This is a genomic window from Amycolatopsis thailandensis, assembly GCF_002234405.1.
Taxonomy (GTDB): Bacteria; Actinomycetota; Actinomycetes; order Mycobacteriales; family Pseudonocardiaceae; genus Amycolatopsis; species Amycolatopsis thailandensis.
Map to the genome: position 1 here is coordinate 1 of NZ_NMQT01000132.1, position 11,310 is coordinate 11,310.

Sequence of the window (11,310 nt, forward strand, 5' to 3'; positions counted from 1 at the left end):
GGCATCTCAGGCCCGGTCTATGACGGCCTTCAGGAACCGCCGCGTCCGGTCGTGTTCAGGATCGTTGAACAGCTTCTCCGGCGCGGCGTCCTCCAGCACCCGCCCCTCGTCGAACATCATCACCCGGTCCGAGACATCCCGCGCGAACTGCATTTCGTGCGTGACACAGAGAATCGTGATGTCGGTGGACGTCGCGATCTCACGCAGCACGCGCAGGACGTCGGCGACCAGCTCCGGGTCGAGCGCCGAAGTCACCTCGTCCAGCAGCAGCACGTCCGGCCGCATCGCGAGCGCGCGGGCGATCGCGACGCGCTGCTGCTGGCCGCCGGAAAGCTTCGTGGGGTGCGCGTCCTTCTTGTCCGCGAGCCCCACCATTTCCAGCAGTTCGACGGCCCGCGCCTCGGCCTCGTCCCGGGGGACGCCGAGCGCGTGGACCGGCGCCTCGGTGATGTTGCGCAGCACGTTCATGTTGGGGAACAGGTTGAACTGCTGGAACACCATGCCGATCCGCTTGCGCACGTCCCGCAGGTACTTCTCGTCCGCGGGCACCAATTTCTCGCCGCGCTTCATGTGACTCAAATGGTCGCCGCAGACCTCGATGGTGCCGCCGTCGACCTTCTCCAGGGTCATCAGCAGCCGCAGGATCGTCGTCTTGCCGGACCCGCTCGGGCCGATCAGCGAGACGAATTCCCCTGGCGCGACAGTGAAATCGAGGTCCCGCAGCACCACGTGGTCGCCATAGGACTTGACCACCTGCGAGAACCGGATCATCGGGGAATCAACTGTGGGCGGCACGTCGCTCCAACCTTCTCACGAGAATCGAAGCCGGCAGGCTCACCAGCAGGAACAGCACCCCGGCCAGGGTGTACGGCTCGGTGACCCGGAACGTGTCGGCACCGACCTCCTTCGCCCTCGCCAGCACGTCGACGACGCCGATCGCCAGCAGCAGCGGGGTTTCCTTGAACATCGAGATCGTGTAGTTGCCGAGCGCGGGGAGCACCCTCGGCACCGCTTGCGGCAGGACCACCGCGGTCCACACCCGGAACCTCGGCAGGTTCAACGCGGTCGCGGCCTCCCACTGTCCTTTCGGGACCGCTTCGATCCCGGCCCGATAGACCTCGGCCGCGTAGGTCGCGTAATGCACGCCGAGCGCGATGACGCCGGTGGCGAACGGGGACAAGGTCATCCCGCCCACCGGCTGGATCACGTAGTAGAGGACGAACACCTGGATCAGCAACGGCGTGCTGCGGACGAACTCGATGAACAGCAGGACCGCCTGGGACAGCACGGGAATCCCCGCCCGGCGGATCAGCGCGAACACCAGTCCGAACGCGTACGCGACCACCGAGGCCAGCAAGGTGATCTCGACGGTGACGAGAAGCCCCTCCAGCAGCAAGGGAACCGAATTCGCGGCGGCTTCCCAGCTCCAGTCCATCAGACACCTCCCGCGGCGGCGGTCATCTTCGCCGGCGCCCGGCCGAGACGTCGTGCCGCGAACCGTTCCAGCAGCCGCATCCCGCTGGTGATCAGCAAGGCGAGCAGGAGATAGAGCACGAGTTCGGTGCCGTAGATCCAGCCGAGTTCGGCGCCGAACACCGGCCGCAGCAGTTCACCCTGGCGCGCCATCTCCGGGACGGCGATGAACGACAACAGGGCGGTGCTCTTCAGCAACTGGATGAAGAGATTATTGAACGGTGGCAGCATCTCCGCGAACGCCTGCGGCAGGATCACCCGCCGCATCCGCTGCGCGGGTGTCAGGTTGAGGGCGACGGCGCCTTCGAACTGCGCCCGTGGCACGGAGTTCACCGCGCCGCGGACGATCTCGGCACCGTAGGCCCCGTGGTTGAGCCCCAGCACCAGGATCCCGGCGAACATCGGTACGAGCTGGAACCCGACCAGCACCGGAAGGACGAAGTAGAGCCAGAACAACTGGACGACTTCCGAGGTTCCCCGGAAGATCTCGACGTAGACGCGGGAGATCCCGCGCACCACCCGGGACGGCGATCTCAGCGCGAGCCCGGCCGACAGGGAGAGCGCCACGGTGAGCGCGATCCCGCCGAGCGCGGCGGTGACGGTCGCTGTCAGTCCACTGAGGACGGTCGTGATGATGTGCGACACCGGCGACGACATGAGGCCGGCCCCGTCACACCGCGCAGAGTTTCTCGGTGGTCACGTCGGCCTTCGGCAGGTTGTCCGCCGAGAACCCGAACGGCGTCACGATCTTGGTCCATTCACCGCTGTCGTGCAGTTTCTTGAGTTCGGCGTTGAAAGCCTCGCGCAGCGGGTTGTCGTCCTTGCGGAAGACGAACGCGCCGGCGGAGACGACCGGCTTGCCGTCCTTCATCGGATCGAAGCCGGGGGTCACCTCCGCCGCGGCGCCAGGGCTCTTCGCCAGGACGTCCTTGAGGGAGATGTCGGTGAGCGCGGCGCAGTAGACCCGGCCGTCGGTGACCGCGCGGAGCATGTTGTCCTGCGAATCGAGGGTGACGATCTGGTCCTCGGCGACCCCGGAATCGGTGGCGTACCCCTTTTCCACCGCCGCCGAGAGCACGGCGACCTTGACCTTCTTGGCCGCGATGTCCTCGAACTTCCGCACCTGCTGCGGATTTCCCTTGGGTACCAGCAAAGCCGTCAGCGCCGAGTAGTCGGGGATCGAGAAGGCGGCCGCGTCGCACCGCTCCTTCTTGATGTTCATCCCGGCCGCGACGATGTCGTACTTCCTGGCGTTGAGCGCGGGAATCAGCTGGTCGAAGGAGACCGCCTCGGCTTCCACGTTGTCGATGCCCATGGCTTTGAAGACGGCACGCGCGACTTCCGGCGCTTCGCCGGTGACCTTGCCGCTCTGGTCCGTGAATCCGTAAGGTGCTTCGTTCGCGATACCGATCTTGATCTTCTTCGCGTCCTTGGCCGCCTGGAGCGCGTCCCCGGAGGACGTCGATGTGCACGCGGACAACAGAACCGGACCGCCGATCGTCACCGCCCCCAGAACCGCGGACCGCCGGAAGAATTCCCGCCTCGACCACTCGCCGTGCGCCATAGCGGCACCTCTTTTCGATTAATCGGTTTAATCGAAACGTAGGTGGGTACCTTCGCGCGGGCAGTGTGAGCGGGTGACGAACCACCCGCCGTTACGGTACCGAGATTTACAGTGACTTTATGTACTCAGACCGTGGCGCTCCCGCACCAATCCGACAATTCCGTCCATGATGTCGGTGAGTTCGTAGTCCTTCGGCGTGAACACCTTCGCGATTCCCCGCTCCAGCAAGAGCTTCTCGTCATCGGGCGGGATGATGCCGCCGACGATGACCGGGATGTCACCCGCGCCCGCGTGCCGCAACCCGTCCACGACCTGCGGCACGACTTCGAGATGCGAACCCGAGAGCACCGAAAGCCCGACGACGTGCACGCCCTCCTGGACCGCGGCCGCGACGATCTGCTCCGGGGTGAGCCGGATGCCCTGGTACACCACCTCGAAACCGACGTCGCGCGCCCGCACCGCGACCTGTTCGGCGCCGTTGGAATGCCCGTCGAGACCGGGTTTGCCGACCAGGATCCGCAGCCGTTCGCCGATCTCGGTGCTCGTCGCCTTGACCCTGTCGCGGACGCGGCGGATCTCTTCGTTGCCCTCGCCTGCGGCCGCCGAAGCGGAAACCCCGGTGGGAGCACGGTATTCGCCGAACACGTCGCGCAGCGCACCCGACCATTCACCGGTGGTGACCCCGGCGCGGGCGCAGTCGATCGTGGCCTCAAACAGGTTCTCCTGCGTCTTCGCGACGGCCTTCAGCTTTTCCAGCGCGGACTCGGCGGCCGCGTTGTCGCGGTGCGACCGCCATTCCTCGATCGCGGTGACGGCCTGCTTCTCCACGGCGGGGTCGATCGTTTCGATCGCCTTGGCGCCCTCGGCCTGGAGCGGGGAAGGTTCGGTGGTCTCGAACTTGTTGACCCCGACCAGGACGCGCTCGCCGTTTTCCATACCGCGCCGGAGTTCCGCGAGCGAGGCGACGAGCTGCGACTTCATGTAGCCGCTTTCGACGGCCGTGACCGCGCCGCCGAGATCCTGCACCCGCGCGATCTCCTCACGCGCGCCGGCCATGATCTCGTCGACCTTGGCCTGGATGACGTGCGAGCCGTCGAAGATGTCCTCGTACTCCAGCAGGTCGGTCTCGAAAGCCAGCACCTGCTGCATCCGCAGCGCCCACTGCTGATCCCACGGCCGGGGCAGGCCGAGCGCCTCGTTCCAGGCGGGCAGCTGGATCGCGCGCGCCCTGGCGCCACGGGAAAGCGAGACCGCGAGCATCTCCAGCACGATGCGCTGGACGTTGTTCTCCGGCTGCGCCTCGGTCAGGCCCAGCGAGTTGACCTGGACGCCGTAACGCAGCCGCCGCGCCTTGGGATCCGTTACGCCGTAACGATCCCGGGTGATCTCGTCCCAGAGCGCGGTGAAGGCGCGCATCTTGGACATCTCTTCGACGAACCGCACCCCGGCGTTGACGAAGAACGAGATCCGCGCGACCACCTTGGCCATGTCGTCGGGCTCGACCTGTCCGGAATCCCGGACCGCGTCGAGGACGGCGATGGCGGTGCACAACGCGTACGCGACCTCCTGCGTCGGCGTCGCGCCCGCCTCTTGGAGGTGGTAACTGCAGATGTTGATCGGGTTCCACTTGGGCACGTGGTGCACGGTCCACGCGATCATGTCGGTGATCAGGCGGAGACTCGGACCCGGCGGGAAGATGTACGTGCCCCGGGAAAGGTATTCCTTGATGATGTCGTTCTGCGTGGTGCCGGTGAGCTTGGCGAGCACCTCGTCCACGTCGCGGCCCTCGGCCTCGGCCTGCTCGCGCGCCACGGAGACGTAGAGCGCCAGCAGCCACATGGCGGGCGCGTTGATCGTCATCGACGTGTTGGCCTCGGCGAGCGGGATGCCGTCGAAGAGCCGCCGCATGTCGCCGATGTGCGAGACCGGGACGCCGACCTTGCCGACCTCACCCTTGGACAGCTGGTGGTCCGGGTCGTAACCGGTCTGCGTCGGCAGGTCGAAGGCGACGGAGAGGCCTGTCTGCCCCTTGGCGAGGTTGCGCCGGTACAGCTCGTTGGACGCGGCCGCGGACGAGTGGCCCGCGTAGGTCCGCATCACCCAGGGGCGGTCCCGTTCACGGTCCGTGGGATAGGGCACGGTACACCTCCGGCGCTGGACGACCGCCTGAGTGTACCGGCCGGTAACATCGTCCGCGTAGTTGAATCAGACACAGTCGGGTCATTCTCCGACGGCCTGGACCTCCGGGGGCTGCTGGCGCTGTCGTGCCTCGTCGACGGCTTTCGCGAGCTTTTCCCGCACCTTCGCGACCTCACTGACACCCACGAGGATGACCGGCGGCTTGCGGTCCTTCCCGGAGCCCGCGCCGAAGTTCGCCGACGCCCACGCCAGCACGCCGAGCCTGCCGAACGTGATCGTCCCGGTCTTGCCGGGGCCGGGGGTGACGACGGGATCCGCGAGCCCGGCCAGCTCGGTGGCGTCTTCCTTGCGACGGATCAGCGAACTGGTCGCGATGACCCGGCCGTCCGTCACCGCGTAGGTGGTCGAGGCGAGTCTGAGGTAGCGGATCAGCGGCCTGCCGACGAGATGGAACACGCCCGCGGCGGTGAGCACGACCCACGCGACCCTGTGGAACGCCGTGTCGTGGTTGGCGGAGAAGAAAAGCGTGACCCCGCCGAGCAAGAGCAGGCCGACGGGGACGTTGAAGTAGTCGCCGGGATTGAAGAGGGGCCTGCGCACCGGGTGCCCGGCCCAGATGACCCGTTCGCCTGGAAGGAGGTCGATCCGCCCCTCATGCATGGCACCGCACATTACCCGCCGTTCCCGGGTGGGGGCAGCGTCCGATCGTCGGTCACGATGCCGGGCCCGCCGGTGCGCGGATGGCGCTTTCGTGTGTTCAGCGGACGTCCGTCGGATCACGCGAAACCACCAGCTCGTCCGGGGACTGTGACCGAAATCCGCGAGACTCGCCCGCACCCCGGCGGCTAGCGTGGGTGACCGTGACGTGGAGTTCGTACAGCAGCTATCTGGTCATCGTCGTCCTGATCGTCCTCGCGCCGGGACCGGACACGATGGTGATGCTCAAGAACTCGCTGTCCGGCGGCACCCGGGGCGGATTCCTGACCACGGCCGGGATCTTCGTGGCCAACTCGGTCCAGGGCACCGCCGCCGCCCTCGGCCTCGGCGTCGTCATCGCCCAGTCGCAGCCGGTGTTCGTGACGCTCAAGTGGGTCGGCGCCGCCTACCTGGTCTTCCTCGGTTTCCAGGCGCTGCGCGGCGCGTGGCGGGGCGACTACTCCGGCGTCGCGGCGGTGAAGCAGCAGCGGACGAGCGGGTTCCGCCGCTTCCGTGAAGGCTTCCTCTCCAACATCACCAATCCGAAGGTCCTCGTGCTCTACCTGTCGGTGCTGCCGCAGTTCCTCGACCCGGTGACGACGTCGGCGTGGCACGCGCTGCTGCTCGCGTACACCGTGGCCGTGCTGGGCGCGATCTGGCTGCTGACGCTGCTGTTCTTCGTGCACCGCGTACGGACCTGGCTGGAACGCCGCCAGGTGCGGCGGGCGCTCGACGGCGTCACCGGAACCGCGCTGATCGGCTTCGGCGCCGCCCTCGTTCTCGAAAGCTAGGCGCGGTCCTCACTCACCCGAAGTACATGAAGGCCCCCTTCCTTGCGCCAGGCGCAAGGAAGGGGGCCTTCATGTACTTCAAGCAGAGGCCGTCAGGCCCGTTCGGGTTCGCCCGCGACGCGCTCGATCCGGGCGCCGAGCCGGTTCAGGTTCTCCACGAAATGCGGGTAGCCGCGGTCGATGTGGAAGACGTCCCAGACCTCGGTGACGCCGTCCGCGCACAGCCCGGCCAGCACCAGCCCCGCGCCGGCTCGGATGTCCGCGGCCCACACCGGAGCGCTCGACAGCTTCTCGACACCGCGGACGACGGCGTGGTGCCCGTCGGTCCGCGCGTCGCCGGAAAGCCGCATCATCTCCTCGATGAACCGGAACCGGGCCTCGTAGATGTTCTCCGTGATCATCGAGGTGCCTTCGGACACCGCCGACAGCGCCACCGCGAACGGCTGCAAGTCGGTCGCGAAGCCCGGGTACGGCAGCGTCACCCAGTCGACCGCCTTCGGGCGCTCGTTCTGGACGATGCGGAAGCCCTTGTCGTCGAACGTCTCGACCTCGGCACCCGCCAGGCGGAGCTTGTCGAGGACGAGGTCGAGGTAATGCGGGTTGACGCCGCGGACGGTCAGGTCGCCCCGGGTCATCGCGGCGGCGAACGCCCAGGTCGCGCCGACGATCCGGTCGCCGATCACGCGGTGCTCGGTCGGGTGCAGCTTCTCGACGCCCTCGACGGTCAGCGTCGAGGTCCCCGCGCCTTCGACCTTCGCGCCCATCTCGGTCAGCATCGTGCAGATGTCGACGATCTCGGGCTCGCGCGCGGCGTTGTCGATGACCGTGGTGCCCTCGGCGAGCACGGCGGCCATCAGGATGTTCTCGGTGGCGCCGACGCTCGGGAAGTCCAGCCAGATCTGCGCGCCGTGCAGGCCGTCGGCCTTCGCCACGACGCAGCCGTGCTCGATGGTGCTGGTCGCGCCCAGCTTGCGCAGGCCGTTCTGGTGCATGTCCAGCGGCCGGGAGCCGATGGCGTCGCCGCCCGGCAGCGCCACGACGGCCTGCTTGAGCCGTCCGACCAGGGGGCCCAGCACGCACACCGACGCGCGCAGCTTGCCCATCGCGGCCGAATCGGCCCGGTGCGAAAGCTCGGCCGGAGTGGTGATCTTGGCGGTGTCGCCGTCGATGACGACGTCGCAGCCGACGCTGCGCAGGACGTCGCCCATCAGCGGGACGTCCAGGATCTGGGGGCAGTTCGTGATCGTCGTCGTGCCCTCGGCCAGCAGGGCCGCGGCCATCAGTTTCAGGACGCTGTTCTTCGCCCCGACCACGTCGACCTCGCCGACCAGCCGTGCTCCGCCGTGCACGTCGAAGTGCTCGCTCATGGGCGCCAATCATGCCCTCTCGCCCGGATTTGCCTTACGCCGGGCCGGTAGAGTCGGCTTCATGGTCGTTCGCATCAACCGCGTGTACACGAAGGTCGGCGACAACGGCACCACGGCGCTCGGCGACGGGTCCCGCGTGCCGAAGACGTCGCCGCGGCTGTCCGCGTACGCCGACGTCGACGAAGCCAACTCCGTCATCGGGCTCGCGCTCGCGATGGGCGGTCTGTCCGAGGAAATCGCGCAGGTGCTGCGTGGCGTGCAGAACGATCTTTTCGACGTCGGCGCGGATCTGTGCGCGCCGATCGTGGAAAACCCGCCGTACGAGCCGCTGCGGATCACCGAGCGGTACATCGAGCGGCTGGAAGGCTGGTGCGACGAGTTCAACGAGCGCGTGCCGAAGCTGACGTCGTTCATCCTGCCGGGAGGCACCCCGGGGGCGGCGTTCCTGCACCAGGCCCGCACGGTCGCGCGGCGGGCGGAGCGTTCCGGCTGGGCACTGTTCGAGGCCGAGCAGGCCGCGACCAACCAGCTGGCGATCAAGTACCTGAACCGGCTTTCGGACCTGCTGTTCATCCTGTCGCGTCTGGCGAACCCGGACGGCGACATCCTGTGGCAGCCCGGCGGCGCGAGCTGACCGACGCGACTCGGCACCGGGTCGCGAGATCGCATCCCGGTGCCGGATCGTGTGAGGGGGCCGGGTTCAGCCCTGTTCCTGTGCCGCCCAATAACGCTCGAGGTCGACGTCGGGCGTGCCGTCCTTGCCCGGGTCGATCGCCTTCATCGTGATCGTGTCCTCCAGGGACACGGACTCGGAAAGGTGGCTCCAGCGGTTCGTGTCCTCGCTCTGAGTCATGGAGCGAGAATAGACGCGGATCACGTCCGAAGCCGGGTAGAAATGCCGTTCGGTGAAGATCTCATGTTCGCTTCCGGTCCCCAGGCGGAGTTCGGATCGACTCCCGGACCGGCCGGTGCGCTCGCCCTCGGCGCGACAACGCTTTCCGTGAAGGCCCCCTTCACTACCTTCAAGGTAGGAAAGGAGGCCTTCACGGACAACGCCGCCGCACACCCGCGACCGCACTCAGAGGACGAAACGCGTCAGAGGCCCCAGGAGCTCCGCAGGGATGCCAGGGCGTCGTGGAAACCGGGGAAGGTCTTCTTCACGCACCCCGGGGCGTCCAGCGTGATCCCCGGCGTACGCAACCCGGCGACGCTGAACGCCATCGCGATCCGGTGATCGCGCCGGCACTTCACCAGGGCCCCCGTGGGCACCCCTGGCCGGATCTCGATCCAATCCCGCCCCGTCTCGACCTGGACGCCCATCGCGCGCAGGTTCTCCTCGCACGCGGCGAGCCGGTCGCATTCCTTGATCCGGGTGTTGTACACGTCTTCGATCCGCACCGGCCCGTCCGCGAACGGCGCGATGGCCGCGAGCGTCGGCACGGTGTCGGAGATGTCGCGCATGTTCACGGTGACGCCGCGCAGCCCGCCCGTACCGGTCACGGTGACGGCGTCGGGGCCGATCTCGACGTCCGCGCCCATCTGCCGCAGGACCTCGACGAAGGCCAGGTCCCCTTGCAGGGCGCCTTCACCCAGGCCCGGCACGGTCACCGAGCGCCCGGTCAGGGCCGCCGCCGCGAAGAAGTAGCTCGACGTCGACGCGTCGGGCTCGATCTCGTAGCGGCACGCCCGGTACGGCGTGGGCGGCACGACGAACGTGTCGCCGTCCCGGACGACCTCGACGCCGAAGCGCCGCATCATCGCGATGGTGATCTCGACGTAGGGCACCGAAACGAGGTCGGTGACGGTGATCCGCAATCCCTCGGCGGTCAGCGGCCCGACCAGCAGCAACGCGGTCAGGAACTGCGAGGAGAGCCCCGCGTCGAGCGTCAGTTCGCCACCCTTGATGCCGGCGGCCCGCACCACCAGCGGATGGTGCCCCGGCGAGCCTTCGAAGGTGAGGTCGACGCCCAGTTCGAGCAGCGCGTCGGTGAGCGGCCCCAGCGGCCGGGCACGCATCTGCTCGGACGCGTCGAAGCGGAAGGTTCCGTGCCCGGCGGCGGCCAGGGCGGGCAGGAAGCGCGCGGTGGTGGCACCGTCACGGCAGAAGACGTCGGCGCTGTCGGCGGCGGGGCCTTCGGGCCTGCCGGAGATGGTCCACTCCGCATCGGAACGGGACACCTGATAGCCGAGCTTGAGGAGGCCTTCGGCGAAGCCCTCGGAGTCGTCCGAACGCAGCGGCCTGCTCAACACGGTCGTGCCGTGGGCGGCGGCCGCGAGGAACAGGCCTCGGGCGGTGATCGACTTCGAACCGGGGATGTCGACGATGGTCACGGCGCGAGCATACGGGCTGCTCGAACGGCGATCACGCGTGATCAGACGGACGACACGCGTGATCAGAGGCGCGACACGCGTGCTTGAAGACGGGACACGCGTGCTTGAAGGCGGAACTCAGGAAGCGCGCGGGAGGCGACGCCCCGGAGGAGCGGATTCGAGCCAGGAAAGAAAGCCCGTGAGGGCACCGGGACCCATCGCGATCTCGATCGCCTCCTGCGTGGCGGACTCACACCGCAGGACGATCGAACCTTCGGGGACGGCGTACGCCTCCGTGCCGGAGGGGTCGCGCCGGTCCGCGATCTCCATGCTCTCCCGCTGGAAGACCCGGTCCGGGCCGGTCCGCAGGCTCCACACCCGGAACCAGACGAACTCGTCGCCCTCGTAGCGGCCCAGCCCCAGATGCCAGCTGGACCGCGCCTCGTCCGGACGCCACCGCAGCGCGACGCTCACGCCACCACCGCGGCGCATCCGGACCCATCGCAGCGAATACCAGGCCACGACGACGGCCAGGACGGTCAGGGCCCCGAGAACTCCCACTGCGATTTCCACGGCCCGGCCCCTGCCCGTCGCCCGGTCAGACCGACTGACCGGCCGCGCGAAGCTGGGCGGTCGCCCTAGCCCGCTCTTGCTCGTCTTCGCCGCCGAGCGCCTTCTTGGCCGCCTCGACGTCGATCTCGTCCGAGAGCTCGGCGCTCTCGGCGAGGATGCTCACGCCGGTCGCGGTGACCGACAGGAACCCGCCGTGCACCGCGGCACACACGGTCTCGCCGTCCGTGGTCGTCACCTTCACGACGCCACCCTCGACGAGCTGGCCCAGAACCGGCTCGTGACCGGCCATGATGCCGATCTCGCCCTCGGTGGTCTGAGCCACCACGAACGTGGCGGTACCGGACCAGAGACGGCGCTCGACGGCTACCAGCTCGACAGAAATCTCAGCCACGTAGCT

At 68.1% G+C, this 11,310-nt stretch carries 13 protein-coding genes; 2 read left to right on the forward strand and 11 right to left on the reverse strand.

The features are described 5' to 3' along the window. Nucleotides 1-6 precede the first annotated feature (6 nt). The 6 genes from ehuA to CFP71_RS34230 form a co-directional block, all read right to left on the reverse strand. On the reverse strand, nt 7-771 hold the full coding sequence (gene ehuA / locus CFP71_RS34205) for an ectoine/hydroxyectoine ABC transporter ATP-binding protein EhuA (RefSeq protein WP_093938081.1): 765 nt from the start codon (nt 769-771) through the stop codon (nt 7-9). A gap of 7 nt (nt 772-778) precedes the next feature. Next, entirely contained in the window at nt 779-1,435 is a 657-nt protein-coding gene (gene ehuD / locus CFP71_RS34210) for an ectoine/hydroxyectoine ABC transporter permease subunit EhuD (RefSeq protein WP_093938082.1), read from the reverse strand. After that, complete coding sequence (gene ehuC / locus CFP71_RS34215) at nt 1,435-2,130, reverse strand: ectoine/hydroxyectoine ABC transporter permease subunit EhuC (RefSeq protein WP_093938083.1); 696 nt, start codon at nt 2,128-2,130, stop codon at nt 1,435-1,437. Before ehuC ends, ehuD begins: the two co-directional genes overlap by 1 nt. Nucleotides 2,131-2,143: 13 nt before the next feature. Next, complete coding sequence (ehuB, locus tag CFP71_RS34220; protein WP_093938084.1) at nt 2,144-3,037, reverse strand: ectoine/hydroxyectoine ABC transporter substrate-binding protein EhuB; 894 nt, start codon at nt 3,035-3,037, stop codon at nt 2,144-2,146. Nucleotides 3,038-3,154: 117 nt separating this feature from the next. Further along, complete coding sequence (locus tag CFP71_RS34225; RefSeq protein WP_093938085.1) at nt 3,155-5,176, reverse strand: protein meaA; 2,022 nt, start codon at nt 5,174-5,176, stop codon at nt 3,155-3,157. Between the two features lie 81 nt (nt 5,177-5,257). Next, on the reverse strand, nt 5,258-5,836 hold the full coding sequence (locus CFP71_RS34230; protein WP_093938086.1) for a hypothetical protein: 579 nt from the start codon (nt 5,834-5,836) through the stop codon (nt 5,258-5,260). 194 nt (nt 5,837-6,030) lie between these two features. Between CFP71_RS34230 and CFP71_RS34235 the strand changes: the two genes are divergently transcribed. Beyond that, nucleotides 6,031-6,663, forward strand: coding sequence for a LysE family translocator (locus tag CFP71_RS34235; RefSeq protein ID WP_208636094.1), 633 nt, complete (start codon nt 6,031-6,033; stop codon nt 6,661-6,663). A gap of 92 nt (nt 6,664-6,755) precedes the next feature. Here the strand turns inward: CFP71_RS34235 and murA are convergent, their stop codons facing one another. Continuing rightward, nucleotides 6,756-8,030: a UDP-N-acetylglucosamine 1-carboxyvinyltransferase gene (murA, locus tag CFP71_RS34240; RefSeq protein ID WP_093938087.1), complete on the reverse strand. Its 1,275-nt coding sequence runs from the start codon at nt 8,028-8,030 to the stop codon at nt 6,756-6,758. 61 nt (nt 8,031-8,091) lie between these two features. Here murA and CFP71_RS34245 point away from each other — a divergent pair, with 61 nt between their 5' ends. Then, nucleotides 8,092-8,664, forward strand: a complete 573-nt coding sequence (locus tag CFP71_RS34245) for a cob(I)yrinic acid a,c-diamide adenosyltransferase (RefSeq protein WP_093938088.1) — start codon at nt 8,092-8,094, stop codon at nt 8,662-8,664. Nucleotides 8,665-8,730: 66 nt separating this feature from the next. Here CFP71_RS34245 and CFP71_RS45175 read toward each other — a convergent pair whose 3' ends face one another. From CFP71_RS45175 to CFP71_RS34265, 4 genes are all read right to left on the reverse strand, one after another. Then, a complete protein-coding gene (locus tag CFP71_RS45175) occupies nt 8,731-8,883 on the reverse strand; it encodes a hypothetical protein (protein ID WP_244199949.1) in 153 nt (50 codons plus the stop codon). Nucleotides 8,884-9,125: 242 nt separating this feature from the next. Continuing rightward, on the reverse strand, nt 9,126-10,361 hold the full coding sequence (aroA, locus tag CFP71_RS34255; RefSeq protein WP_093938089.1) for a 3-phosphoshikimate 1-carboxyvinyltransferase: 1,236 nt from the start codon (nt 10,359-10,361) through the stop codon (nt 9,126-9,128). Nucleotides 10,362-10,478: 117 nt separating this feature from the next. Next, nucleotides 10,479-10,913, reverse strand: a complete 435-nt coding sequence (locus CFP71_RS34260) for a DUF2550 domain-containing protein (RefSeq protein WP_093938090.1) — start codon at nt 10,911-10,913, stop codon at nt 10,479-10,481. A gap of 25 nt (nt 10,914-10,938) precedes the next feature. Further along, complete coding sequence (locus CFP71_RS34265) at nt 10,939-11,304, reverse strand: F0F1 ATP synthase subunit epsilon (RefSeq protein WP_093938091.1); 366 nt, start codon at nt 11,302-11,304, stop codon at nt 10,939-10,941. Nucleotides 11,305-11,310 lie beyond the last annotated feature (6 nt).

Coding starts and splice junctions, on each gene's coding strand:
- ehuA (WP_093938081.1), bottom strand. CDS start 771: ATGATCCGGTTCTCGCAGGTGGTCAAGTCCTATGGCGACCACGTGGTG.
- ehuD (WP_093938082.1), bottom strand. CDS start 1,435: ATGGACTGGAGCTGGGAAGCCGCCGCGAATTCGGTTCCCTTGCTGCTG.
- ehuC (WP_093938083.1), bottom strand. CDS start 2,130: ATGTCGTCGCCGGTGTCGCACATCATCACGACCGTCCTCAGTGGACTG.
- ehuB (WP_093938084.1), bottom strand. CDS start 3,037: ATGGCGCACGGCGAGTGGTCGAGGCGGGAATTCTTCCGGCGGTCCGCG.
- CFP71_RS34230 (WP_093938086.1), bottom strand. CDS start 5,836: ATGCATGAGGGGCGGATCGACCTCCTTCCAGGCGAACGGGTCATCTGG.
- murA (WP_093938087.1), bottom strand. CDS start 8,030: ATGAGCGAGCACTTCGACGTGCACGGCGGAGCACGGCTGGTCGGCGAG.
- CFP71_RS34245 (WP_093938088.1), top strand. CDS start 8,092: ATGGTCGTTCGCATCAACCGCGTGTACACGAAGGTCGGCGACAACGGC.
- CFP71_RS45175 (WP_244199949.1), bottom strand. CDS start 8,883: ATGACTCAGAGCGAGGACACGAACCGCTGGAGCCACCTTTCCGAGTCC.